25 protein-coding genes are annotated in these 25,473 nt (G+C 60.6%); 12 read left to right on the forward strand and 13 right to left on the reverse strand.

The window, feature by feature from the left end; translation table 11 throughout:
* Window positions 1-116: 116 nt before the first annotated feature.
* From BFP92_RS11230 to BFP92_RS11250, 5 genes are read right to left on the reverse strand one after another with little or no spacing between them, the layout of a single operon-like run.
* Window positions 117-506, reverse strand: a complete 390-nt coding sequence (locus tag BFP92_RS11230) for a RidA family protein (protein ID WP_010210958.1) — start codon at window positions 504-506, stop codon at window positions 117-119.
* A gap of 15 nt (window positions 507-521) precedes the next feature.
* Window positions 522-1,304 (reverse strand): amino acid ABC transporter ATP-binding protein, encoded by a 783-nt coding sequence (locus BFP92_RS11235; protein ID WP_065929538.1) that lies wholly within the window; start codon window positions 1,302-1,304, stop codon window positions 522-524.
* Window positions 1,301-1,963 (reverse strand): amino acid ABC transporter permease, encoded by a 663-nt coding sequence (locus tag BFP92_RS11240; RefSeq protein ID WP_056859509.1) that lies wholly within the window; start codon window positions 1,961-1,963, stop codon window positions 1,301-1,303. The genes BFP92_RS11235 and BFP92_RS11240 overlap by 4 nt, the downstream gene beginning before the upstream one ends.
* An 11-nt stretch (window positions 1,964-1,974) precedes the next feature.
* Window positions 1,975-2,637 (reverse strand): amino acid ABC transporter permease, encoded by a 663-nt coding sequence (locus BFP92_RS11245; RefSeq protein ID WP_056859510.1) that lies wholly within the window; start codon window positions 2,635-2,637, stop codon window positions 1,975-1,977.
* 52 nt (window positions 2,638-2,689) lie between these two features.
* Window positions 2,690-3,538 (reverse strand): transporter substrate-binding domain-containing protein, encoded by an 849-nt coding sequence (locus BFP92_RS11250; RefSeq protein WP_065929539.1) that lies wholly within the window; start codon window positions 3,536-3,538, stop codon window positions 2,690-2,692.
* 334 nt (window positions 3,539-3,872) lie between these two features.
* Between BFP92_RS11250 and BFP92_RS11255 the strand changes: the two genes are divergently transcribed.
* Together BFP92_RS11255 and BFP92_RS11260 are read left to right on the forward strand one after the other, a co-directional pair.
* Entirely contained in the window at window positions 3,873-4,121 is a 249-nt protein-coding gene (locus BFP92_RS11255) for a hypothetical protein (RefSeq protein WP_065929540.1), read from the forward strand.
* A 93-nt stretch (window positions 4,122-4,214) separates the two neighbouring features.
* On the forward strand, window positions 4,215-4,547 hold the full coding sequence (locus BFP92_RS11260) for a thioredoxin family protein (RefSeq protein ID WP_065929541.1): 333 nt from the start codon (window positions 4,215-4,217) through the stop codon (window positions 4,545-4,547).
* On the opposite strand, the gene BFP92_RS11265 is transcribed toward BFP92_RS11260, so the two are convergent.
* The 3 genes from BFP92_RS11265 to rpiB form a co-directional block, all read right to left on the reverse strand.
* On the reverse strand, window positions 4,528-6,093 hold the full coding sequence (locus tag BFP92_RS11265) for a TerC family protein (protein ID WP_065929542.1): 1,566 nt from the start codon (window positions 6,091-6,093) through the stop codon (window positions 4,528-4,530). The genes BFP92_RS11260 and BFP92_RS11265 overlap by 20 nt on opposite strands.
* 370 nt (window positions 6,094-6,463) lie before the next feature.
* Window positions 6,464-7,444, reverse strand: coding sequence for a sugar-binding transcriptional regulator (locus BFP92_RS11270; protein ID WP_017135920.1), 981 nt, complete (start codon window positions 7,442-7,444; stop codon window positions 6,464-6,466).
* Between the two features lie 63 nt (window positions 7,445-7,507).
* Complete coding sequence (rpiB, locus tag BFP92_RS11275; protein WP_016969738.1) at window positions 7,508-7,969, reverse strand: ribose 5-phosphate isomerase B; 462 nt, start codon at window positions 7,967-7,969, stop codon at window positions 7,508-7,510.
* Between the two features lie 283 nt (window positions 7,970-8,252).
* Here rpiB and BFP92_RS11280 point away from each other — a divergent pair, with 283 nt between their 5' ends.
* The 7 genes from BFP92_RS11280 to dhaL all read left to right on the forward strand — a co-directional run bounded on the left by BFP92_RS11280 (window position 8,253) and on the right by dhaL (window position 15,504).
* Window positions 8,253-9,740 (forward strand): sugar ABC transporter ATP-binding protein, encoded by a 1,488-nt coding sequence (locus tag BFP92_RS11280; protein ID WP_065929543.1) that lies wholly within the window; start codon window positions 8,253-8,255, stop codon window positions 9,738-9,740.
* Window positions 9,737-10,714 (forward strand): ABC transporter permease, encoded by a 978-nt coding sequence (locus tag BFP92_RS11285; protein WP_065929544.1) that lies wholly within the window; start codon window positions 9,737-9,739, stop codon window positions 10,712-10,714. Before BFP92_RS11280 ends, BFP92_RS11285 begins: the two co-directional genes overlap by 4 nt.
* 34 nt (window positions 10,715-10,748) lie before the next feature.
* On the forward strand, window positions 10,749-11,756 hold the full coding sequence (locus tag BFP92_RS11290) for a substrate-binding domain-containing protein (protein WP_065929545.1): 1,008 nt from the start codon (window positions 10,749-10,751) through the stop codon (window positions 11,754-11,756).
* Between the two features lie 138 nt (window positions 11,757-11,894).
* Window positions 11,895-12,650 carry an SDR family oxidoreductase gene (locus BFP92_RS11295; protein WP_065929546.1) on the forward strand — a complete coding sequence of 252 codons (756 nt, stop codon included), beginning with the start codon at window positions 11,895-11,897 and terminating at the stop codon, window positions 12,648-12,650.
* A gap of 27 nt (window positions 12,651-12,677) precedes the next feature.
* The gene (locus BFP92_RS11300) at window positions 12,678-13,793 is read left to right on the forward strand and encodes an MDR/zinc-dependent alcohol dehydrogenase-like family protein (protein WP_065929547.1); all 1,116 of its coding nucleotides are present in this window, start codon (window positions 12,678-12,680) and stop codon (window positions 13,791-13,793) included.
* Between the two features lie 58 nt (window positions 13,794-13,851).
* Window positions 13,852-14,853 (forward strand): dihydroxyacetone kinase subunit DhaK, encoded by a 1,002-nt coding sequence (locus tag BFP92_RS11305; RefSeq protein WP_065929548.1) that lies wholly within the window; start codon window positions 13,852-13,854, stop codon window positions 14,851-14,853.
* A 3-nt stretch (window positions 14,854-14,856) separates the two neighbouring features.
* Entirely contained in the window at window positions 14,857-15,504 is a 648-nt protein-coding gene (gene dhaL, locus BFP92_RS11310) for a dihydroxyacetone kinase subunit DhaL (protein WP_056860357.1), read from the forward strand.
* Here the strand turns inward: dhaL and BFP92_RS11315 are convergent.
* Complete coding sequence (locus BFP92_RS11315) at window positions 15,461-16,357, reverse strand: LysR family transcriptional regulator (protein WP_065929549.1); 897 nt, start codon at window positions 16,355-16,357, stop codon at window positions 15,461-15,463. The two genes, dhaL and BFP92_RS11315, sit on opposite strands and share 44 nt — an antisense overlap.
* A 150-nt stretch (window positions 16,358-16,507) precedes the next feature.
* Here BFP92_RS11315 and BFP92_RS11320 point away from each other — a divergent pair, with 150 nt between their 5' ends.
* On the forward strand, window positions 16,508-18,022 hold the full coding sequence (locus BFP92_RS11320; RefSeq protein WP_065929550.1) for an MFS transporter: 1,515 nt from the start codon (window positions 16,508-16,510) through the stop codon (window positions 18,020-18,022).
* A gap of 114 nt (window positions 18,023-18,136) precedes the next feature.
* On the opposite strand, the gene sohB is transcribed toward BFP92_RS11320, so the two are convergent.
* Window positions 18,137-19,162: a protease SohB gene (gene sohB, locus BFP92_RS11325; protein ID WP_065929551.1), complete on the reverse strand. Its 1,026-nt coding sequence runs from the start codon at window positions 19,160-19,162 to the stop codon at window positions 18,137-18,139.
* Window positions 19,163-19,354: 192 nt separating this feature from the next.
* Here sohB and BFP92_RS11330 point away from each other — a divergent pair, with 192 nt between their 5' ends.
* Both BFP92_RS11330 and BFP92_RS11335 read left to right on the forward strand, forming a co-directional pair.
* Complete coding sequence (locus BFP92_RS11330) at window positions 19,355-20,065, forward strand: histidine phosphatase family protein (RefSeq protein ID WP_065929552.1); 711 nt, start codon at window positions 19,355-19,357, stop codon at window positions 20,063-20,065.
* A 56-nt stretch (window positions 20,066-20,121) separates the two neighbouring features.
* A complete protein-coding gene (locus tag BFP92_RS11335) occupies window positions 20,122-20,436 on the forward strand; it encodes an SCP2 sterol-binding domain-containing protein (protein ID WP_010210990.1) in 315 nt (104 codons plus the stop codon).
* A 62-nt stretch (window positions 20,437-20,498) separates the two neighbouring features.
* On the opposite strand, the gene BFP92_RS11340 is transcribed toward BFP92_RS11335, so the two are convergent.
* The 3 genes from BFP92_RS11340 to BFP92_RS11350 form a co-directional block, all read right to left on the reverse strand.
* On the reverse strand, window positions 20,499-21,092 hold the full coding sequence (locus BFP92_RS11340) for a hypothetical protein (RefSeq protein WP_065929553.1): 594 nt from the start codon (window positions 21,090-21,092) through the stop codon (window positions 20,499-20,501).
* A 193-nt stretch (window positions 21,093-21,285) separates the two neighbouring features.
* Complete coding sequence (locus tag BFP92_RS11345) at window positions 21,286-23,922, reverse strand: MGH1-like glycoside hydrolase domain-containing protein (RefSeq protein WP_065929554.1); 2,637 nt, start codon at window positions 23,920-23,922, stop codon at window positions 21,286-21,288.
* A gap of 131 nt (window positions 23,923-24,053) precedes the next feature.
* Entirely contained in the window at window positions 24,054-25,463 is a 1,410-nt protein-coding gene (locus BFP92_RS11350) for an OprD family outer membrane porin (RefSeq protein WP_065929555.1), read from the reverse strand.
* Window positions 25,464-25,473: the final 10 nt, after the last annotated feature.

Raw genomic sequence — 25,473 nt, forward strand, 5'->3', positions numbered from 1 at the left:
CTCTATTGATCGTTCCCACGCTCTGCGTGGGAATGCATACCGTGACGCTCTGCGTCACACAAGCGGACGCAGAGCGTCCAGGGCGGCGTTCCCACGCGGAGCGTGGGAACGATCATTTAGCCTTTTTTCTTGTAGGCCACGCAATCGATCTCGACCTTGCAGTCCACCATCATGTTGGCCTGCACACAGGCGCGTGCCGGGGCGTGTTCGGGGGTGAAGTACTCGCCGAATACCTTGTTGAAACTCCAGAAGTCCCGTGGGTCTTCCAGCCATACGCCAACGCGCACCACGTCTTTGAGTTCGTAACCGGCCTCTTCCAGAATCGCCACCACATTGCGCATGGTCTGGCGGGTTTGCTCGATGATGCCGCCGGTGATGATTTCACCGTCCACCGCCGGTACCTGGCCCGACACGTAGAGCCAGCCGTCGGCTTCCACGGCACGGGCGAAAGGACGCGGCTGACCGCCGCCGGCAGTGCTACCGGCACCGTAACGAGTAATGCTCATAAAAATTGCTCCTGATTAAAAACGAATATTCTTCAAAAATTCCGCCAGGCGCGGCGATTGCGGGCGTTCGAAGATCTCCTTCGGCGCGCCCTGCTCTTCGATGCGGCCCTGATTCATGAAGACGATCTTGTCCGACACTTCATAGGCAAAGCGCATTTCGTGGGTGACCAGCAACATGGTCATGCCCTCTTCCGCCAGGCCCTTGATCACACTGAGCACCTCCCCCACCAATTCCGGGTCGAGGGCCGAGGTGACTTCATCAAAGAGCATCAGGCTGGGATTCATGGCAATGGCGCGGGCAATCGCCACGCGCTGTTGCTGACCGCCGGAAAGTTGACCGGGGAAGTGGTTGCGCCGCTCCAGCAAGCCCACGCGGTCCAGCCATTTTTCGGCCAGGGCCACAGCCTCGTCCTTGCCCATTTTCTTGACCTTGAGCAGGCCGAGGGTGACATTTTGCAACGCGCTCAGATGCGGGAACAGGTTGAATTGCTGGAAGGCCATGCCAGTCATAGCGCGGTGTTGGGCAATCACCCGTTCGGGGTGACGCACGCGCTTGCCGGCGATTTCGCTGTAGCCGATGGACTCGCCGTCCAGGCTGATCTGTCCGCCCTGGAACTCTTCGAGCAGGTTGACGCAACGCAGCAAGGTGGTCTTGCCCGAGCCGCTGGAGCCGATCAATGTCACCACGTTGCCGCGCTGCATGGACAGGTCGACGCCCTTGAGCACTTCGACCTGGCCATATTGTTTGCGCAGGCCACGAATGTTCAGCAGCGGTTGGTTGGTTTGAGGTTGGTTCATGGCAAGGCCACCCGCTTTTCAATGTAGCGCCCGAATAACTCGATGGCGTAGTTGATGACAAAGAACAGAAACCCGGCGAACAGGTAGAATTCCAGGGTCATGAAGGTACGTGCGATGACTTGCTGAGTGCTGAGCAGCAATTCGGCCACACCGATCACCGAGAGCAAGGTCGAGGCCTTGACGATTTCGGTGGAGGAATTGACCCAGGTCGGCAGGATCTGGCGCAACGCCTGGGGCAACAGCACGTAGGTCAGCGACTGTTTGAACGTCAGGCCAATCGCCCGGCCCGCTTCCAGTTGCCCACGGGGAATGGCTTGCAGCGCACCGCGCACGATTTCTGCCACGTGGGAGCCGCAGAACAACGTCAACCCGACCGCACCGGCCTGGAACGCGCTGATCTGCCAACCCAGCGCCGGCAGCATGTAAAAACACGCCAGCACCAGCACAAACACCGGCGTACCGCGCACCAGGTCGACATACAGACGAAACGGCGCGCGCATCCAGAACTTGCCGTAGGTGAGGATCAACCCGGCAAAAATGCCGATCAGCGTGCCAAAAATAATCGCCAGCACCGAGCAATAAATACTGGTTTGAAACCCCGCCCAGAGGGTATCCCGGGCGATCCACAATTCATGCAGCCAGCTTGGGGACTCGTACATGCAAACCCTCCTTAACGACGGATCGCCAGACGCTGTTCCAGGTAACGGAGCAGCATGGCAATGAAGTAACAGGCCGCCACATAGAGCGCGGTCGTGACCATCCAGGTTTCAATCACCCGGTAGCTCTCGACGTTGATCTTGCGGGCGTAATAGGTCAGCTCCGGCACCGCAATCGCGGCCGCCAGCGACGTGTCCTTGAACAGCGAAATAAAGTTGTTCGACAGCGCCGGCAACACGTTGCGCAGCATCACCGGCACGGTGATGTAGGCGCGGATCCGCCACTCGCCCAAACCGATGGCCAAGCCGGCTTCACGCAAGCCCTTGGGAATATTCAACAGCCCGGCGCGGAACACTTCGGTCAGGTAAGCACCGGCATACAGCGACAGGGTGATGATGAACGAGGGGATCTTGTCGAGCCGAATCCCAAGCGAAGGCAGGGCAAAGTAGATCAACAGGATCAGCACGAGGATCGGCGTATTGCGGATCACCGTCACATACACCGAGGCGAAGATTCGCAACGCCCGGTGTTTGGACAGCATCGCAAACGCCATCATCAGGCCGATCACGCAACCAATGGCGATCGACAGCAAGGCCAGTTCAAGGCCCAGGCCGAGCCCCGCCAGCAAGCTGGGGAAATCACGCCACACGGCGGCAAAGTTCAACTGATAGTTCATGGTCGGCAGTACCTGATCGGGGCGCCGTCAGCGACGCCCCAGGATTTACGATTTACTTGAACTCAACCGGGAAACCGATCGCAGGTTCCGGCAAATCCACACCGAACCATTGTTTGAACGAGGCTTTGTAGGTCGGGAATTCCACGCCGGTCATGGCTTCATGCAACGCGGTGTTGACGAAGTTCAGCCAGTCCTGGTCGCCACGCTTGACCGCGCACGCGTAGGTTTGCGGGCTCCACGCGTAGGTCGGGCTGCGGTAGCGGCCCGGGTTTTGCACCATCAAGTACTTGACCGAGGACTGGTCGGTGGCGGCGGCATCGGCACGGCCGGAGTTCACGGCCTGGTACATCAGGTCAACGCTGTCGTACTGGTCGACCTTGGCTTTAGGCAGGGCCTGGTGCACCAGCTCTTCGGCGTACACGTTTTGCAGCACGGCCACGGTCACGCCATCGCCGGCTGCCTGCAGGTCTTCGATTTCTTTGTATTTGCTGTTGTTCGGCAGCAACAGGCCTACGCCTTCTCGGTAGTACGGCAGGGTAAAGGCAACCTGCTGCGCACGGCTGGCGGTGACGGTAATGAACTGGCAACTCATATCGACCTTGTCGGTCAGCAGGTTGGGAATACGTGCGTCGGACGACTGCACCACAAACTCGACCTTGCTCGGGTCGTTGAACAATCCTTTAGCCACGATGCGGCCGATGTCGATATCAAAACCCTGCAACTTGCCATCCGCTCCCTGGAAGTGCCACGGCGCATTGGTACTGCCTGTACCCACGATGAGATGCCCACGCTTGAGCACATCATCGAGCTTGCTGTCCGCCGCGTGCACAACGCTTGCGAGGGAAGCCGATGCGGCGAAGAGAAAAACACACGCTTTAAACACGGAAGGTCGGTGATGCATGACAAGCACTCCAGGAGTTGTGTATTCCGCTATACCGGAACTTAGTATGTAACAACGGAATAGACAGCAGAAAGTGTGCCACACGCAGTAACAGAAAAACACGACAGGAATAAATTCGTTTTAAATCATATAGATCGTTAACAGATCAGGATGCGGCGCTACGCCAGCATTTCGAATCAGCTTGCTACCCAAGGCCCCATACACCGGTGACAGGCCCCAATCGAGTGCGCCACATCGGTGTTACCGCGCCCCCTTGCAGTGCGCGCGCGCCATGGCTAAATCCTCACACTGGACTAGCCTTTGCACATCCACGCCAACAAGGACGCCCTTCCCCATGAAGCTCAGTCTCGCTCTGGTTTTGCTTTCATTGCTGGCTGCCGGCAGCGCTTCGGCCGCCAACGATCGGCACCAATGCAAGGAAGAACTGCAAAAGCTCAAGGAAGCCTTCGGCACTGACTACACCAGCCAGAACCACCACGGATACCGGCGGGCCAAGGCCTCAAGGGATAACGAGGAGTACAGGAAGTGTGCAAGTCAGGCGCGCAAGGCCCGCGAGCGCGTGGAGCGCGGCAAGGATGCGTGAGCATGTCTACCTGTGAAGGTTGACAGTAGACGGCGGTGATCTCCCGATTTAGCGTACCCGAAACCTTTTGGCCGGATGCACAAGGAGATCATCATGGGCGTTGCAAACACAGTTATTCATGACCTTAATGAATACCAACGGATCCTCAAAGAGCACCCGCTGGTTATCGTGCTGTTTACCTCTCCTAGTTGCTCTGCGTGTTTAGGGGCTGACAAAAAATTCAACGCCGTTGCCGAAAAATACGCCGGTCGCGTGAAAAGCCTGCTGCTTGACCCATCCCAAACCCCGAGGATCGACGAGGTCGATGGAACACCGACCCTTTTGGTCTACGAAAAAGGCGATAGAGTGGAAATCCTCCATGGCATCGGCGCCCCCGACGAACAGCAAAATCTTCTGGAGTGCGTGTTCAGCGACTACGCGCCCTAGAAACCAACAAAACCTGCGTCACCCGGCGCTCCTCTACCGCGGCAACCGTCAGGCGCCAGCCTTCATGCTCCAGGCTATCACCTACCACGGGCAGGCGATCGAGCAGGCTCATCACCAACCCCGCCAGGGTTTGATAGTCCTGGGTTGCGGCAGCCTTGAAGCCGGTACGCTGACGCACAAGATTAAGGTTCACGGCCCCATTGACGCGATACCCCTCGCCTTCCTCAATAACATCCGGCCCTTCGATTTCACTCGCATCAGGCAATTCACCGGCGATGGACTCGAGAATGTCGGTCATGCTCAACACCCCCATGAAGTCACCGAATTCGTTGATCACGAAGGCAATATGGGTCGACTCCTGGCGCATCTGTTCCAACGCATTGAGGATCGAAAAACTCTCCAGCAAATTGACCGCCCGGCGCGCCAGGTGCTCAAGGTTCGGCTCATTACCGGCCAGGTATTCCTTGAGCAATTCCTTTTTGTGCACAAAACCCAATGGCTCATCCACCGCGCCGTTGCGGATCAACGGCAGGCGCGAATAGGACGATTGCATCAGCGTTTGCCGGATGGTGTCGGCATCGTCCGCCAGATCAATACAGTCGACTTTCGCCCTTGGCGTCATCAAGGTGCGGATCGGCCGCTCGGCCAATTGCAGCACGCCGCTGATCATCACGCGTTCACGTCGATCAAACAGCGGGCCTTGGCCGGCATCCGGCTCGCCGAGCAGGTCAGCCACGTCATCATCCACGCCTTCCACCGCCAGACTGCGACCACCGAGCAAACGCATCACCGCATGGGCGGTGCGCTGGCGCACCGGCAAGGTGCCTTGCGCCGACTTCTTGCGACGCGCACGCGCCAACTGGTTGAACAGCTCCACCACAATCGAGAAGCCCATGGCCGCATACAGGTAGCCTTTAGGCACATGGAAGCCCAAGCCTTCGGCGGTCAGCACCAGGCCGATCATCATCAAAAAGCTCAGGCACAGCATGATTACGGTCGGATGCGAGTTGACGAAACGGGTCAGCGGCTTGCTCGCCACGATCATCAGGCCGATGGAGAAGACCACGGCGATCATCATCACCGCCAGCTCATCGACCATGCCCACGGCCGTCACCACCGCATCCAGAGAGAACACCGCGTCGAGCACCACGATCTGCGCGACGATCGGCCAGAACATCGCGTAAGTGGCGTTGCCGGTGCGTTGCGCCACATGCCCCTCAAGGCGTTCATGCAATTCCATGGTGGCTTTGAACAGCAGGAACACACCGCCAAACAGCATGATCAGGTCACGCCCGGAGAAGCCTTTGCCGAACACTTCGAACAGGGGCTGGGTGAGCGTCACCATCCACGAAATACTCGCCAGCAAGCCCAGGCGCATCAGCAATGCCAGGGACAGCCCGATCAACCGCGCGCGGTCGCGCTGCTCCGGTGGCAACTTGTCGGCCAAAATCGCGATAAACACCAGGTTGTCGATACCCAGCACCAGTTCCAGCACAATCAAGGTCAACAGGCCGAGCCAGGCCGTTGGATCCGCTAACCATTCCATTTATAAACGTCTCGTAATTGATTTCAGAATGCCGGGCACGGCAAGGCGCGGTCAGTGGACCGGGACAAGGTTAGCAATCGGAATACGGGGTGCTTGAGCAGGAACGGCGACAGCGAATGTCTTGGGGAAAGACGACTGGGAGGCTCCGAGAGGGTGTTCATGCAAGTCCTGCAGTGAGAAAAGGACTTGAATCGTACAGTCGAAACTCAAATTTCCCACACTGCAAAACTATTACAAAATCTGTAAGCCCAACCCATAACCCCTGTGGGAGCTGGCTTGCCCGCGATACAGGCAACTCGGTCCTTCAGTGAAACCGAGGTGATGCTATCGCAGGCAAGCCAGCTCCCACAGTTTTTTGACCTTTGTCCATTCAGGACTTACGCGTCGCATCATCCAGCGCCAGAATCGTGTGCGCATTCGTCACCGTGGTCGCCAACGTATTGATCACCCCCGAGCGCAACGCACCCAAGGTCGCCGCCGCCTTGGTGTTCTCGCTGGCTATCGCCACCACATCCGGGATACGAAACAACTCCTGCACGGTCAACCCGATCACCCGTCCTTGAATCGCGTTGACCGCCGGCTGCCCATGAATGTCGATAAAGTCATACCCCATCATGTCGCCCACCGTGCCGGACAGCCGCGCCTGGGCAATCTCCTGCGGCGAGAACCAGCCCATGCGCACCATGTTGCTGTTCTCGCTCATGTCACCAATGCCGATCAGCGCAATGTCTGCGCGCCGCGCGCGATCAAGGGTTGAGCGCACGGTGTCATTGTTGATCAGCACGCCACGCAATTCCGGGTTGGCCACCAGTGCCGGCGCATACAGACTTTCACTCTCGCCACCAAAACGCAGGGCCAGGCGCCGGCAGATATGGTCAGGGTTCATGTATTCGCCCGCCTTGAGCGAGCCGCCGATCGCACAGACAAATGTGCAGTTGCGCGTCACCGGCAAAAACACATTGTCGGCCACCGCGCCGACGTTACGGCCCATGCCGACGGCGACGATCATGCCATCGCTCAAGGTTTTGTTCAGGTAATTGGCCACCAGGCTGGCGACGGCCGAGCGCTGGGTGTCGGGTTCGCTGTGGTCGACCGCAATCAACGCACGGTCGAGCTTGAAGCGCTCCACCAGCGCACGCTCCAGCTCGTTGTTCATTGCCGGGTGCTGCAACACCCGCACCTCGACAATCCCTTCATCGCGCGCACGTTTGAGCAAGCGGCTGACTTTGGCCCGCGACAGGTCGAAGCGCTTGGCAATCGCCTCCTGAGTGACGTTCTCAAGGTAATAGAGCATCGCCACTTCGGTCATCTGATCGATATCGCTGGCGATGCGCTGGGTACTGTCACTCATGGGGACGGGCTTCCGTTTCGGCGTCAAAAACCCATTCTCCCGACTCTTGCCCCGTCCCGTCCACTACTGATGCCCATCGCGCTCGATCGCATTGATACGCTCGACCTTGGCCCCGGAACGCGCCGCCTCGAACTCCGACTCCAGAAACGATTTGACGATGCTTTTGGCCAGCTCGGCGCCGATCACCCGCGCGCCAATAGACAGGATTTGCGCATCGTTGCTCTTGCGTGCGCGTTCGGCCGAGTAGGTGTCGTGGGCCTGGGCCGCACGAATGCCCAGCACTTTATTGGCCGAGATGGCCATACCGATCCCGGTGCCGCACACCAGCACGCCGAGGCGCTGCTGCCCGGCATTGATGGCGGTGGCCACCGCCAGCGCGATGTCCGGGTACAGCACCGGCGCGGTGGAATGGGTGCCGAAGTCGGTCACCGGGTAACCCAGCGCCTCGATATGGCGCTTTAACAGCTCTTTGAGCTCAAAACCCGCTTCATCGCATCCGATAGCCACCGGGAAAGGTGTGTTCATGGCGTCTGGCTCCGCTGCCGTTTAGGTGCTTTAGACTGATCATATGATCACTCAATGAAATTTCGTTCAGTTATTTCTCGGGTATTCCGCCCCTTCTGTCAAGCGAGTTTTAGCTGACCTCATAGTCAAAGCCGTCTAAACAGGCGTACTTCGCGCAAACAGACGTATTTATAACTTTTTAATGAAAGCGATTGACTGATCAGAATTTCATTTGGTACACATATGATCACAGCAAAACATGACTGTGCGACCTAATAAGAATTCACAGCACGAGGACACGCCGATGGCCACGCCATTACTGCTCCAGGCTGAACACGTCGCCAAGGCCTACGCCGGGGTGCCTGCCCTGCGTGACGGGCGCCTTTCTCTGCGGGCCGGCAGCGTGCATGCGCTGTGCGGCGGCAATGGCGCCGGCAAGTCGACCTTCCTGAGCATCCTGATGGGCATCACCCCGCGTGACGCCGGGACCATCCTGCTCAAGGGCACGCCCGTACAGTTCAACCGCCCAAGTGAAGCGCTGGCGGCGGGGATCGCGATGATCACCCAGGAGCTGGAGCCCATCCCTTATATGACCGTCGCCGAAAACATCTGGCTGGGCCGCGAACCGCGCCGCGCCGGTTGCATTGTCGACAGCAAGACCCTCAACCGCCGCACCCGCGAGCTGCTCGAAAGCCTCGAATTCGAGGTCGACGCCAGCAGCCCCATGCACCGCCTGAGCGTGGCGCAGATCCAACTGGTGGAAATCGCCAAGGCGTTCAGCCATGACTGCCAGGTGATGATCATGGACGAGCCGACTTCGGCGATCGGCGAGCGCGAAGCGCAAACCCTGTTCAAGGCCATCCGCCGCCTCACCGCGCGCGGCGCCGGCATCGTTTATGTGTCGCACCGCTTGAGCGAGCTGGCGCAGATCGCCGACGAGTACAGCATCTTCCGTGACGGCGCTTTTGTGGAAAGCGGGCGCATGGCCGATATCGACCGCAACCATCTGGTGCGCGGGATTGTCGGCCAGGAGCTGACACGCATCGACCACAAGGTCGGCCGCGAATGCGCCGCCACCACCTGCCTGCAAGTCGACAACCTGAGCCGCAATGGCGAGTTCCACGACATCAGCCTGCAACTGCGCCAGGGCGAAATCCTCGGCATCTATGGGCTGATGGGTTCGGGGCGCAGCGAGTTTCTCAACTGCATTTATGGGCTGACCGTCGCGGACTCCGGCAGCGTGACCCTGCAAGGCAAACCCATGCCCATCGGCCAACCCAAAGCCACGATCGACGCCGGCATGTCGCTGGTCACCGAAGATCGTAAAGACAGTGGCCTGGTGCTTACCGGCAGCGTTCTTTCCAATATTGCGCTGTCGGCCTACAAGCGTCTGTCGAGTTGGTCGCTGATCAATGCGCGCAAGGAAACCCAACTGGCCGAAACCATGGTCAAGCGCCTGCAGATCAAGACCAGTTCCCTGGAGTTGCCGGTGGCGTCCATGAGCGGCGGCAACCAGCAGAAAGTCGTGCTCGCCAAATGCCTGTCGACCGAGCCGGTGTGCATGCTCTGCGACGAGCCGACCCGTGGCATCGATGAAGGCGCCAAGCAGGAGATCTATCACCTGCTCGACCAGTTCGTACGCGCCGGTGGCGCTGCCATCGTGGTGTCATCCGAAGCCCCGGAACTGCTGCATTTGAGTGATCGCATCGCCGTATTCAAGGGCGGCCGGCTGGTGACCATCAGCACCGACACCGCCCTTTCCCAGGAAGCCTTGTTGAGTCTTGCCTCATGAATGCCAAAACCATCGCACCGCCCATGACCACCGCGCCGCGCAATCGCCTGCGCTTGTCCCTCGACCGCTTCGGCCTGCCGCTGGTGTTTATCCTGCTGTGCGTGGTGATGGCGTTTTCCAGCGAATACTTCATGACCTGGCGCAACTGGATGGACATCCTGCGTCAGACCTCGATCAACGGCATCCTGGCCGTGGGCATGACCTACGTGATTCTCACCAAAGGCATCGACCTGTCGGTGGGCTCGATCCTGGCCTTTGCCGGGTTGTGCAGCGCCATGGTCGCGACCCAGGGCTACGGCCTGCTGGCGGCCGTCAGTGCGGGGATGTTTGCCGGCGCAATGCTCGGCGTGGTCAATGGCTTTATGGTTGCCAACCTGTCGATCCCGCCGTTCGTGGCCACCCTCGGCATGCTCAGCATCGCGCGTGGCATGACCTTCATTCTCAATGACGGCAGCCCGATCACCGACCTGCCCGACGCCTACCTGGCGCTGGGCATCGGCAAGATCGGCCCGATCGGCGTGCCCATCGTGATCTTCGCGGTGGTCGCGCTGATCTTTTGGATGGTGCTGCACTACACCACGTACGGGCGCTACGTGTACGCGGTGGGCGGCAATGAAAAGAGCGCGCGCACCTCGGGTATCGGCGTGCGCAAGGTGATGTTTTCGGTGTACGTGGTCTCGGGTTTGCTCGCCGGGTTGGCCGGCGTAGTGCTCTCGGCACGCACCACCTCCGCCCTGCCCCAGGCCGGGGTGTCCTATGAGCTGGACGCGATTGCCGCCGTGGTGATCGGCGGCACCAGCCTGTCGGGCGGCACCGGCAGCATTGTCGGCACACTGTTTGGTGCCCTGCTGATCGGCGTGATCAACAACGGGCTGAACCTGCTCGGCGTGTCCTCCTATTACCAGCAGGTCGCCAAGGGCCTGATCATCGTGTTCGCAGTACTGATCGACGTGTGGCGCAAGAAAAAACGCTAGAGAACGACCCACAACAATAACCGGAGTTCTACTCATGAAACTTGGTACCACTTTGGCCGCCGCGGCGACCCTCACTCTGCTCGCCAGCAGCATTGCCTTTGCCGCCGACGGCAAGACCTACAAGATCGGCGCGGCCGTCTACGGCCTCAAGGGCCAGTTCATGCAGAACTGGGTCCGCGAGCTCAAGGAACACCCGGCGGTCAAGGACGGCACCGTGCAACTGACCGTGTTCGACGGCAACTACGATGCCCTGACCCAGAACAACCAGATCGAAAACATGGTGACCCAGCACTACGACGCCATCCTGTTCGTGCCCATCGACACCAAGGCCGGGGTCGGCACAGTGAAAGCCGCCATGAGCAACGACGTAGTGGTCATCGCCTCCAATACGAAAGTAGCCGATGCCTCCGTGCCTTATGTGGGCAACGACGACGTAGAAGGCGGCCGCCTGCAGGCCCAGGCCATGGTCGACAAGCTCAATGGCAAGGGCAATGTGGTGATCATCCAGGGCCCGATTGGCCAGTCGGCGCAGATCGACCGGGAAAAAGGCGAACTGGAAGTGCTGAGCAAGCACCCTGGCATCAAGATCATCGAGAAAAAGACCGCCAACTGGGACCGCGCCCAGGCCCTGACCCTCACCGAAGACTGGTTGAACGCGCACCCCAAAGGCATCAACGGCGTGATCGCGCAAAACGACGACATGGCCCTTGGCGCCGTGCAGGCACTGAAGTCCCACGGGCTGACCTCCAAGGACGTGCCGGTGACGTCCATCGACGGCATGCCGGATGCGATTCAGGCGGCGAAAAAAGACGAAGTCACCACCTTCCTGCAAGACGCCCAGGCCCAATCCCAGGGCGCGCTGGATGTGGCGCTACGCGCCCTGGCGGGCAAGGACTACAAGCCGCAATCGGTGATCTGGGAGCGCTACGGAAAAGACGTGAAATGGGGCGATGGCACTGCCAGGAATTACATCCTGCCGTGGGTGCCCGTCACTAACGCGAATGCGGATGCGCTGTACCAGCAGGTCAGCGGCGGCAAGTAGTGTGATCGTTCCCACGCTCCGCGTGGGAATGCATCCCGTGACGCTCCGCGTCACCCAACATCGGGACGCAGAGCGTCCCTGGCGGCATTCCCACGCAGAGCGTGGGAACGATCGAGACGATCGAGAGAGGAGTCATTCATGTCTGGATTCTGGAACCAAGCCTTCGACCTCACCGGCCGTTGCGCGGTGATCACCGGCGGCGCCGCCGGTATCGGCCTGGCCTGCGCCCACCTGCTGGTGGAACGCGGCGCGCGCGTGGCCTTGCTCGACCGCGACCCGGCGGTGGTGCAGGTCGCGGCCGGCCTGGGCGACGGGCATTTGGGGATTGCCGTCGACCTCGGCCAGATCGGCCAGATACAGCGCACCATCGACAGCGTATTCGAACACTTCCAGCGCCTGGATTACCTGATCAACAGCGCCGGCGTGGTGCTGCTGGACAAGGCCGTCGACGTCAGCGAAAGCGCCTGGGACACCACCCTGGACATCAACCTCAAGGCCAGCTTCTTTGTGGCCCAGGCCTGCGCCAGACACATGCTGGCGCAGGGCGGCGGGCGCATCGTCAACCTGGCCTCCCAGGCCGCCGTCATTGGCCTGGACCGCCACGTCGCCTACTGCGCGAGCAAGGCCGCCATCGTCGGCATGACCAAAGTGCTGGCCATGGAGTGGGCGCCACAGATCAACGTCAATGCCATCTCGCCGACCATCGTCGAGACCGCCCTGGGCAAAAAAGCCTGGGCCGGTGAAGTGGGCGAAAAGGCCAAATTGCAGATCCCGGCCGGCCGCTTTGCCCTGCCGGAAGAAATCGCCGGGCTGGCGCTGTACCTGCTCAGCGACGCCGCGCAGATGATCACCGGCGCCAACATGGTGGTCGATGGCGGCTACAGCATTCAGTAATTCATCTTTTGTCGTGAGGTTTTTGTCATGTCCACCGTCACCGAACGCACACCTGAACAATTGTCCCCGGTCATCCCGAAAACCATGCAGGCCGTGGTCTGCCACGGGCCGGAAGACTATCGCCTGGAAACCGTCGACGTGCCCACGCCCGGCCCAGACGAGATTCTCACCAAAGTCGAGCTGTGCGGCATCTGCATGGGTGACATCAAGACCTATCGCGGCGCACCGTCGTTCTGGGGTGATGCCGAGCAACCGCGCTATGTGAAGCCGCCGATGATTCCGGGGCATGAGTTCGTCTGCCGCGTGGTTGCCCTCGGCCCGGGTGCAGAAAAACGTGGCGTGACGGTCGGCGACCGAGTGATCTCCGAGCAGATCGTGCCGTGCTGGGGCTGCCGTTTCTGCAACCACGGCCAGTACTGGATGTGCCAGAAGCACGACCTGTATGGCTTCCAGAACAACGTGCAGGGCGCCATGGCCCAGTACATGATCTTCACCAAGGAAGGCATCATCCACAAAGTGCCGGAATCCATCGCCCCGGATGAGGCGATTCTGATCGAGCCGCTGGCCTGCTCGCTGCACGCGGCCGAACGCGCGAATGTCGACCATGACGATGTGGTGGTAGTCGCCGGCGCCGGCACCTTGGGCCTGGGCATCATTGGTGCGGTGCGCCTGCGCAACCCGAAAAAACTCATCGTGCTGGACATGAAACCCGAGCGCGCCGCCCTCGCCCTGCGCATGGGCGCCGACGAAGTGTGGAACCCGGCTGAAGTCGACGTGATGGCCAAGATCCGCGCGATCACCGACGGCTATGGTTGCGACATTTATATCGAAGCCACCGGGCACCACAAGGCGGTGAATCAGGGCCTGGCGATGCTGCGCAAGTTGGGGCGTTTCGTCGAATTCAGCGTGTTCAATGACGAGGCCACGGTAGATTGGTCGATCATCGGCGACCGCAAGGAATTGGATATTTTGGGTTCACACCTGGGGCCGTACATGTACCCGCGCGCCATCGACTTTATCGGCAACCGCAAGATCGACATGCGCGATGTGGTGACTCACAAGTTTGCGTTGGCGGACTTCAAGGAAGCGTTTGCGGTGATGGAGCGTGGGGACAAGTCGCTCAAAGTCGTCCTCGAACCTTAAGAACACTCCCACATTAGATTGTTGTTGCCCTTCAAGAACAAGAACAGGAACCCGCGTTATGAACCGAGTCATCAACGATCCGGACCAAGTGGTCGAGGACATGCTGCGCGGCATCCTGGTCGCGCACCCCGAGCTGCGCCAATTCGAAACCAACCCACGGGTCATCACCAAGGCCAGGCCCTCGGCAGCCGACCATGTCGGCATTGTCACCGGCGGCGGCTCCGGCCATGAACCGGCGTTCCTCGGCTACGTCGGCCCGGGCCTGGTGGACGCCGTGGCCGTCGGCGAGATTTTCTCCTCGCCCACCGCCAAGAGCTTTTTTGACGCCTTCCGCGCCGCCGACCATGGCGCGGGCGTGGCCTGCCTGTACGGCAATTACGCCGGCGACAACATGAACGTAAAGCTGGCGATGAAAATGGCCGCCAGCAAAGACATGCGCATCCGCACCGTGGTCGCCAATGACGACGTGGCTTCCGCGCCCAAGACCGATATCGCCAAGCGCCGTGGCGTGGCCGGCGAAATCTTCATGTGGAAGATCGGCGGCGCTGCGGCCGCCCAGCATTACGACCTGGACGGCGTGATTCGCGTCGCGCAGAAAACCGTGGATAACTGCCGCTCCATCGGCATCGGCCTCACGCCCTGCACCATCGCCGCCGTGGGCAAGCCGAACTTCCAGATTCCCGACGGGCAGATGGAACTGGGCATCGGCCATCACGGCGAACCGGGCATTGAAGTGATCGCCATCGAACCGGCCGCCGCCATGGCCGAGCGCATGCTCGCGCCGATCCTGGCCGACCGCGATTTCAGCCAGGACGACAGCGTAGTGGTGCTGGTCTCGGGCCTGGGCGCCACGCCGGTGATGGAGCTGTATGTGTTCTACGCCGAGGTCGAAAGCCAACTCAAGGCCAAGGGTTTGAAGATTCACCGTTGCTACGTCGGCAACTACTTCACCTCCCTGGAAATGATGGGCGTGACCCTGACCCTGCTCGGCCTCGACGCCGAGCTTAAAACCCTGATCGACCAACCCTGCCGTTCCATCGGCATGACCCAGGCGGAGTGAACCATGAGCCAGCACTTTTCCACCCGCGACGGCAGCGCCATTGTCGCTGACCTGGTCAGCGTGATCGTGGCCAACCGCGAATACCTCAGTGAAATCGACGGCGCCATTGGCGACGGCGACCACGGCATCAACATGGCCAAGGGCTTTGCCCATTGCGGGCGCAGCCTCGAAGGCCGCCAACTGACCCTGGCCGAAGCCCTGGATGAACTGACCCTGAGCCTGATGGAAGGCATCGGCGGTTCCATGGGGCCGCTGTATGGCAGCCTGTTTATCGGCATGGCCGACGAAGTGCGCAGCAGCGAGGCGATCGACGCGGCAACCTTTGCTCACCTGTTGCGCGGCGGTTTGACCTCGTTGCAGGACATCACCGAAGCGGGCGTGGGCGACAAGTGTCTGATGGACACGCTGATCCCGGCGGTTGAAGCCTTTGAGCGTGCGCAGGCCAGTGGCGCGTCCTTCAGTGATGCACTGGAGGCGATGAAAACCGCAGCGTCACAGGGGCGTGATTCGACCAAAGACCTGATCGCCAAAATCGGCCGCGCCAGCCGCCTGGGCGAGCGCTCGCTGGGGGTACTGGATGCCGGGGCGGTGTCGTGCTGTCTGATACTTACGCGCCTGGCCGACTCCGTGCAGCCACGGCTGACTGCCTGACCTGCTGGATATACCGCGCCACCGCCGGCGCTTTTTCAAAGCGCCGGTGAATCAGCGACAGCCACGATGAAGCCTCGTTACCCTGAATCGTACGGTACACCACGCCTGGCAAACTCACGTGCCCGACCATAGACGCCGGCACCACCGCCACGCCCTGCCCTAACGACACCAATGCCACCACTGCGACCAACCCACCGGGCTGCGGCCCCAGGCTCGGCGCGAAACCACCCTGCGCCGCCACCTGCAAGGTGCCGTTGATTTGTTCCGGCAATATAAACGTCTCGTTTTGCAGGTGTTCGCAGCCGATGGCCCTTAGCCCCAACAACCAGGAATCCTGAGGCAGCGCCAACACAAAGCCTTCGCTGTCCAGGCGCACCGCCTCCACACCGTCGGGCAAGGTCATGGGCGAGCGGATATAGCCGATGTCATAACGCCCGTCGGCCACCGCACCGGGCAAGGACGCCATGGCGCATTCGCGCACATTCACGCTCACATCGGGAAACGCCTGGCTGAACGCCTGCATCTGTTTTTGCAGCAGCCCCGAATACACCGCCGACGCCACATAGCCCAATTCGATATGCCCGATGTCTCCCCGCCCGGCGCGCTGGGCGTTGCGTTGGGCGAACTCGAACTGGCGCACGGTGGCTTCGGCCTCAATCAACAACGCCGCGCCGGCTTCGGTAAGGCTGACTTCCCGTTGCTGACGGATAAACAGGCGCGTGCCCAGTGAGGCTTCCATGTCCTGGATCTGGCGACTCAAGGTCGGCGGCGCGATGCCCAGTTGCTCAGCCGCGCGGGTGAAATTGCGCTGCCTGGCGACGGCGAGGAAGTAGCGGAAATGGCGGATTTCCATTATTGCATTAGCTCAAAGGTAATGAAGTTCAAGGTTCCAGCTAATAAAACCGAGCATGGCCGGAGATAAGCTCAACGTACTCCAACACTAGAGAGCCCTTACGATGCACGTCAACTGTCTTTCCCGTATTACCTGTAAGGCAATCAAGCCATGAGCCGGGTCAGCCCGCGCCTCACCCTGCTGACCGCCTCCGGCGTCTGCTCGCTGATCGTGCTCGACACCAATATCGTCGCCGTCACCCTGCCGAGCATTGCGCGCGACCTGGGGGCGAACTTCGCCGATATCGAGTGGGTGGTCAGCGCCTACATGCTGGCGTTCGCCGCGTTATTGCTGCCCGCCGGCAGCATCGCCGACCGCTTTGGCCGCAAGCGGTCGCTGATCTGGGGCTTGAGCATTTTTATCCTCGCCTCACTGGGCTGCGGCGCTGCACCGAATGCGTTGCTCCTGGACATTGCCCGCGCTGTAAAAGGCGTCGGCGCAGCCTTGCTGCTGACCGCTGCCCTGGCCTCCATCGGCCACACCTTTCACGATGAAGTCGAGCGTGCCAAAGCCTGGGCGTTCTGGGGCGCGTGCATGGGCGTGGCGATGACCGCCGCGCCGACACTGGGCGGCGTGATCACCCAGTACCTGGGCTGGCGCTGGATCTTCTACCTCAACCTGCCGGTGGGCCTGGGATTGATGGCGCTGGTGCTGCGGGCGATTCCCGAATCACGCGACACTCAATCGGCACGCCTGGACCCGTGGGGCAGCCTGGCCTTCAGTGCCAGCTTGCTGTGCCTGATCTGGGGTTTGATCGAGGCCAATCGCATCGGCTGGGACAGCCCGCTGACCTACGCGCGCCTGATTGGCGGCGCAATGTTGCTGGGGGTGTTTGTGCTGGTCGAACGTGTGCAACAGCGGCCCATGGTCGACTTGCAACTGTTCCGGCACCCGCGTTTTATCGGCGCGCTGCTGGGGATGTTTGCCTACGCCGGGTGCGCCCAGGTGATGATGACGTTGCTGCCGTTTTATCTGCAAAACGGGCTGGGTTTCTCCGCTGTCGCCTCGGGCCTGGGTATGTTGCCATTTGCCCTGACCATGCTTATTTGCCCACGCATCGGTGCACGGCTGGCCGGGCGTTTTGCGCCAGCAACGATGATGGCAACCGGTTTGACCCTGGTGGGCTGCGGCAACCTGTTAAGCGCATGGGCGGTGAATGCGGGCGGTTATCTGCCCTTCGCGCTGGCGATTGCCGTGACCGGTGCCGGTGCGGGCCTGCTCAATGGCGACACGCAGAAAAACATCATGGCCTGTGTGCCGCGTGACCGTGCGGGCATGGCGTCGGGCATGAGTACCACCATGCGCTTCAGCGCGATCATGCTGGCCATCGGCGTGTATGGGGCGCTGCTCAGCAGCCATGGCGAGCAGTTGCTGAGCACGAGTATCGACCCGCAATGGCAGGCGCAGGTGGCGGGGATTGCATCGCGAGTGGTGGCCGGGGATATGCCGGCGGCGATGGGCATGCTGCCGGAACCGGCACGAAGGGTGGTGCAACCGTTGGCGCAGCAGGCGTTTGTGGGTGGGTTCAGCGGGGTGTTGTGGGTGGCGGGGCTGTTGGGTTTGCTGGGGGCTTTGGTGGTGGGGACGCTGATGCGAAAGCCGATTCCCGCCCCCACCAACAACTAAATGTGGGAGCGGGCTTGCTCGCGAAAGCAGTGTGTCAGTCACCACGTGTATCAACTGAACCACCGCATTCGCAAGCAAGCCCGCTCCCACACTGGGATCACCTACCGTCTGTAGTTACCAGAACCGCTGCTGGGTCAATCGGCTCCACCAGGTCAGCAACACACGGTCCACCGAGCCGCTGGCCGCCAGGCCCACGCGTTCCTGCAGGCTTTTACGCTCGGCGTAGTGCAGGTGGAACACCTCGGCCGTCTTGGCCTTGGTCGCCAGGTATTCGTCGCTGGTTTGCAGTTCGTCGACCAGTTGTTTATCGAGCGCTGCAACACCCAGCCACACTTCTCCGGTCGCGACGTCATCGATGGCCAGCTGCGGGCGATAGCGCGACACAAAGTTCTTGAACAACTGATGGGTGATGTCCAGGTCTTCCTGGAACTTCTCCCGGCCCTTCTCGGTGTTTTCGCCAAACACGGTGAGGGTGCGTTTGTATTCACCGGCGGTCAGCACTTCAAAGTCGATGTCGTGCTTTTTCAGCAGGCGGTTGACGTTGGGCAGCTGCGCCACCACACCAATGGAGCCGAGGATGGCAAAGGGTGCGCTGATGATCTTCTCGCCAATGCACGCCATCATGTAGCCGCCGCTGGCCGCCACCTTGTCGATGCACACGGTCAGCGGCACGCCGGCCTGACGGATACGCGCCAGCTGCGATGAGGCCAGGCCATAGCTGTGCACCATGCCGCCGCCGCTTTCCAGGCGCAGCACCACTTCGTCTTTCGGCGTGGCCAGGCTCAACAGCGCGGTGATTTCATGGCGCAGGCTCTCGGTGGCCGAGGCCTTGATGTCGCCGTCAAAATCCAGCACAAACACCCGTGGCTTGGCCTCGGGCTTCTTCTTGCTGTTCTTCTTTTCGGTCTTGCTTTCGGACTTGCGCAGGGCCTTGAGCTGGTCCTTGTCGAGCAGGCTCGATTCGAGGCGTTCACGCAGGCCTTTGTAGAAATCATTAAGCTTGCTGACCTGCAATTGGCCGGCGGATTTGCGCCGCCCCTTGCTGCGCAGCGCGGCGAAACTGATCAGTACCACCACAATAGCGATCACCAGGGTGACGGTCTTCGCCAGAAAGCTCGCGTATTCGGCCAAAAAATCCATATGTCTCCTTAAAAAAGCACGGCGCCAGGCGCGGATGGCCCAGCATACCGACGGCACCGCCTTCGGACCAGTGCTCAAACCGCCAGCAGTCGGCCTCTAACGCGCTTTTAAAACAAGCGTATGTTTTTTCATTGACAGCTCCCTGCCATCCTCATAACCTCGCCTGACTTTCAACGTACCGGGAAAACGGACGTGGGCAGCATCTACCTGATTCGACATGGCCAGGCCTCCTTCGGTGCAGACGACTATGACGTCCTGTCGCCCGTCGGCGTGGAGCAAGCACAGGTACTCGGTCGCCACCTGGCCGACCTGGGCCTCAGGTTCGACCGTTGTGTCTCGGGCGACCTGCGTCGCCAGCAACACACCGCCACCGCCACATTCGATCAATACCGCACCCTCGGCCTGCCAGCCCCAACGCTGGAAATCGACACGGCCTTCAACGAGTTCGACGGCGAAGCGATCATCCGCGCCCTGCTCCCCGACCTGCTGAGCACCGAGCCCCACGCCGTGGATATCCTGCGCAACGCTGCGCAAAACCGCAGTGAGTTCCAGCGCATTTTCGCCCTGATCATCGAGCGCTGGCTGGCCGGCACCTACGACCCGCCTGGGCTGGAAAGCTGGCTGGGCTTCGTGGAGCGTGTACAGGGTGGCCTGCAACGCATTCTGGAAGCGGCCGACAACCGCGACAAGATCGCCGTGTTTACTTCCGGCGGCACCATCACCGCCCTGCTCCACCTGATTACCCGAATGCCTGCCGCGCAGGCCTTCGAACTGAACTGGCAAATTGTTAACACCTCGCTCAACCAGCTGAAATTCCGTGGTCGCGAGGTGGCACTGGCTTCCTTCAACAGTCATACCCACTTGCAACTGTTGAAGGCGCCGCAGCTCATCACCTTCCGATGAATTGCGGCCAACCGTGACCCCAAGGTCACTGGACTCTACCTTAAAGGATCGAAACCATGACTGACGTAGCCAAAGCTGTAGAAGCAATGAAAGCCAAATTCAACCCGGCCGCTGCCGACGGCCTGGACCTGGTGTTCGGTTTCCGTATCGACGACACCCAGAACTTCTCGCTGGTGGTGAAAAACAACACCTGCGAACTGCTGGAAGGCGAAAACCCTGACGCCCAAGTCACTCTGGTGATGGACGCCGAGACCATGAAAGGCATCGTCAGCGGCGAGACCGATGGCATGCAGGCCTTCATGGGCGGCAAGCTGCGCACCGAAGGCGACATGATGCTGGCCATGAAACTGAGCGAGCTGTTCCCGGCCTGATAACGCCGCGCTCAAAAAAATCCCGCCTTCCGGCGGGATTTTTCGTTCAGCCGGCTTCCCGGTCAGCGGGTATTGGCATTATCCATTTCTTCGAACGTGTCCATGTACGCAGGGTCATTACCGTCGTTTTCACGAATCACACGCCCTTCATACTCGGCGGTGATTTCACCGGTATTGACGTCAAGCCCAACCACGATCACCAGCTTGTATTTGCCCACTTGCAAGTACATGTCATAGAGGTCCCGGGGTTCATCGGGCGCCATAAAAAAGCTGTAGCTGTAACGTACGCGCCTGGTTAACACGGGCCACTGTGCTTCAAACGTGCGGGAATCGAAGGATGGGAGCACATCGCTGATTCCACGCAGCGCAGCCTCGACCAGTTGGTCATTGTCCTTGGCCTTGAAGACCACCGGATGCGTGCGAGTCATCGACCGCATCGGGTTGGGAACAATATCCGTTTCAAGGCGGTACATGCCGCTGCTGAACCATTTTGTTGCATCGAAGGTGTCGTCACCTTTCTCGCATTCGCGGCAATGCATCATCAGCGGGGCCGCGGTGCTTTCTCGGGAATACAATGAAGTGATGGACACACCGAAGGTGATCAGCAATGCCCACAATAGGCCTGCACTGCCAACTCGCGCGATAACATTCGCCATCGTCTACATCCTTGTCTGGAGGGGCGGCGAATTTACCTGCAATTTCGCAAACAATGTAGTTTTAATGTGGGAGCTGGCTTGTCGGGTCGCCGCATCGCTGCGATAGCGGTGAACCCGACGACATTGATGCAGACAGTGCCGACGCCATCGCAGGCAAGCCAGCTCCCACAGAAAAGCTCGTCAGTGGTGCGGCTTAGCTTTTGGGCTGCAGCAACAACGCCACCAACGCACTCCACCCCGTCTGATGCGACGCCCCCAGGCCACGCCCGGTTTCGCCATGGAAATACTCATGAAACAACACCAGATCGCGACTGGCCGGGTCTGCTTCCAATTGCGCATAGCCTGCCATCGATGGGCGCAGGTCATTTTCATCGCGTAAAAACAAGCGCGTGAGGCGCTGGCTGAGGCTGTCGGCCACTTCTTCAAGGGACGCCAGATAACCACTGCCCGTCGGGTACTCCACCGAGAAATTATCCGCGTAGTAGCGGTGAAACTCGCGCAACGATTCGATCAGCATGTAGTTCACCGGCATCCACAACGGCCCGCGCCAATTGGAGTTGCCGCCGTACAAGCGTGAGTCGGACTCGCCGGGCTGGTAGCGCGCACACAGGGTGTCGCCATTCATTTTCAGCGCCAATGGCTGTTCGGCAAAGGCCTTGGATAACGAGCGCACGCCAAACGTCGACAGAAACTCCTGGTCATCGAGCATGCGCCGCAGCAGGTCCTTGGTGCGCTCGCCACGCAGCAAGGCGAGCAACAGGCGGTTGCCCTGCCCCGGTTCGTTCCAGCGCGACACCAGCTTGGCCAGGTCCGGCCGGTGTTTCATAAAGCCCAGCAGTCGCTCACGCAAGCCTTGCAGCCCTTCATGCTCGCGTTGCTCCAGTACCAACACGGCAAACAGCGGCATCAGGCCGACGATGGAGCGCAGGCGCACCGGCTCGCTCTGGCCGTCCGGGCGGTGCAGCACATCGTAGAAGAACTGGTCCTGCTCATCCCACAAGCCTTCGGCGCTGTCGTCGACGCGGTTGATCGCGCCGGCGATGTAGAGGAAGTGCTCGAAAAACTTCACCGCGATATCCACGTACACAACATTGCGCTTGGCCAGTTCCAGGCCGATGCGCATCAGGTCCAGGGCATACGCCGCGACCCACGCGGTGCCGTCGGCCTGATCCAGCTGGTAGCCCGGCGGCAAGGTGGCCGAGCGGTCGAACAAGGCGATGTTGTCCAGGCCCAGGAAGCCGCCCTGGAACAGGTTGCGGCCCTCGGCGTCCTTGCGGTTGACCCACCAGGAAAAATTCAGCAGCAGCTTGTGGAAAATCCGCTCGAGAAAGTCCATGTCGCCCACGCCGGTCAGCGCCTTTTCCTGCTGATACACGCGCCAACTGGCCCAGGCGTGTACCGGCGGGTTGGCGTCGTCGAAGCGCCATTCATACGCCGGCAGCTGGCCATTGGGGTGCATAAAGCGATCTTTGACCAGCAACAACAACTGTTGCTTGGCATACCCCGGATCAATCAACGCCATCGCCACGGCCTGGAAGCCCTGGTCCCAGGATGCGTACCACGGGTATTCCCAGGTGTCGGGCATGGACAAAATGTCGAAGTTCGACAGGTGCCGCCAATGGGTATTGCGGATATGCAGGCGTTCGGGCGGCGGCGCGGGTTGGGCCGGGTCGCCGTCGAGCCACTGGTTTACATCAAAGTAGTAGAGCTGCTTGGACCACAGCAGCCCGGCCAGGGCCTGGCGCTGCACATTGCGCGCGTCATCATCGGCAATGCCTTGCTGCAAGGCGGCGTAGAAGTCGTCCGCCTCTTGGCGGCGCAGCGCGAACAGCTTGCGTGCATTGACCTGGGGCGCGTCCACCGGCGCGAACCGCAGGTACAGGGTTTTGCTCTCCTGGCCCGCCAGTTCGAGGATGAAACGCGCGGCGACCTTGGTGCCCACGTCCCGGCGGATTGCCGAGTCTGCGCCACCCACCACGTAATCGTTGATGCCATCCTTGAATGGCCCCGGCGCCGGTTGCCCATCGAGCTTGGGGAAGTTGCTTTCGTTTTCGCAGAACAGCCACTCCAGGCCGTCCTGGCCCCAGGCGCTGAGGTGGCGATCGGTCAGCTCATGGTGCCGGGCCAGTACCCGCTCACCGTCCATGCGCAACTGCGGCTTGGGCGCGTCAAAGGTCCAGCTCCAGTCATTACGCGCCCACAGTTGGGGCAGCACCTGCACACGCGTCGGCTGGTCCGCGCGGTTGTGCACGGTGACGCGCATAAAAATATCGTCGGGCTGATGCTTGGCGTATTCGACCGTTACATCACAGTAGCGGTTGTCTTCGAACACGCCGGTGTCGAGCACTTCGTACTCGGCATTCTCAAGCCCGCGGCGGGCGTTTTCGGCGAGCAGGTCGGCATAGGGAAAAGGCGCATGCGGGTATTTGTAGAGCATGCGCATATAGGCATGGCTGGGCACGCCGTCGACAAAAAAGTACAGCTCCTTGACGTCTTCGCCGTGGTTGCCCTCGGCGTTGTTGAGGCCGAACAGGCGCTCCTTGAGGATGCTGTCACGCTCGTTCCACAGTGCCAGACCCAGGCACCAGCGCTGCGCCTTGTCGCTGAAACCCGCCAGGCCGTCCTCGCCCCAACGGTAGGCGCGGCTGCGGGCGTGTTCGTGGGGGAAGTAGGCCCAGGCATCGCCATCGGCGCTGTAGTCTTCGCGCACCGTGCCCCATTGGCGTTCACTTAAATACGGGCCCCACTCGCGCCAATGCTCGGCGTCCTGGGCGGCCAGGCGCTGGCCTTCAATAGTTGCAAGGATGTTGGTTGCGGGCGTGGCCGTCATTGGGTCCTCCATCACTGACACAGTGGGGGCAGTGTAGAACCCATCCGTGGGCGGATGCACATGAAGTCGTGTTCGCGCGCGCAAAAAAAGAGGCCGCTGTTCAGGCGGCCTCCGTTTGTCGCGGCGCGAGCTTAGAAGATCGCGTAGGTGTAGTTGAAGATCAGGCGCGTCTGGTCCTGGTCTGCGGTGCCGGTGTTGTGACCTTTATAGGTACCGGTACGGAAGGTGGTGCCGAAGCCTTTGAGCGGGCCTTGCTGCACCACGTAGTCGAGGCGGAAGTCGGTTTCGTTTTCTTTCTGATCCGACCCACCGGCCACTTTGGACTTGATCCCTGTGCCGTCCAGGTACGCCACGGAGGCTTTCAAACCTGGTACAAAGGCCTTGAAGTCATAGGAGTACTGGCCAAAATTGACCTGCTCACCCGCGCGGGAGAACTGGCCCACCACCGCGTCGGTGAACAGGTAGAAGTCGCTGCCGCCCGCGCCTTGTGCGTTTGGATCAGCGATGCTGCCCTGGTTGACCCAGACGAAGCCGCCGTCATCGCTCACACCGATGTGACCGAGCATCAGGCTGCTGCCGCCCAACTGGTAGGTGAACGCGGCGCTGTAGGTTTTGTTGTCCACTTCGCCGGCGTGCTTGGCGTAGCCGCCGTTGTTGTTGAACTGGTAGCCGGCGTCACCATTTTTGCCGTCGCTGGTGCTGTCGAAGTAACGCAGGTCAGTCTTGAACGACTGGTCGTTGCCCAATGGCAGCACGTGAACCAGGCCGAAGTAGTTCTGTTTGTAGAAGTCTTGCAGGTCGGCGTAGTAGTACTGCAACGTCAGGTTTTTAGCGATGGCGTTGTCGGACGAGCCAAACGGTTTGTAGTCCACACCGCCGAACTTGAAGCTGTCGCTGTCGCGGGTACCGCCGGCAACGCTCAAGCCCGTGGCGTTGCTGGAAGCACGGCCTTCGGCACGGTTGAGCTCACCACCGGTGAAGGTCACGTTAGGGATGTCGTTGGAGGTCAGGATGCCGCCGTCAAAGGTCTGCGGCGCCACACGGCTGTCGTTGGAGACCAGGATAGGCAACACCGGGGCCAAACCGCCACCGACGTGCAACTCGGTCTGGGAAATGCGGAATTTCACGTTACCCGCAGCGCGACCGAAACTGTCGGCGGGTTCGGTGCCGTTGTTTTTGGTCGGGAAAAAGCTGTTGCCGTTACCCGCCAGGCCCGGGCCTGCGGCGTGGCCGTCGCCACCGTCCAGACGCAAGGCGCCGAACGCCATCACGTCGAAACCGACGCCGAGGGTGCCTTGGGTGTAACCGGATTTGTAGTCAAAACGCAGCAAGGTCGCAGCTTCGCGCAGATCGTTGTTGGTGCCCGAACGGTTGTCGGCGCTGTAATACATGGTCCGCGAACTGACAGCCGCATGGCTGTCTTCAAGAAAACCGCTGTGCCCCGTGCCGGTGCCCAGAGAACCGAGCCCGAAGTCATCAGCGCACGCGTGTTGCGCGAGCAACGCTGCGGTGATGGATAACGCCAGTGTAGAAATTTTCATGTGTAACGGC

The sequence above is a fragment of the Pseudomonas sp. 58 R 3 genome, from assembly GCF_900006605.1.
Lineage (GTDB): Bacteria > Pseudomonadota > Gammaproteobacteria > Pseudomonadales > Pseudomonadaceae > Aquipseudomonas > Aquipseudomonas salomonii.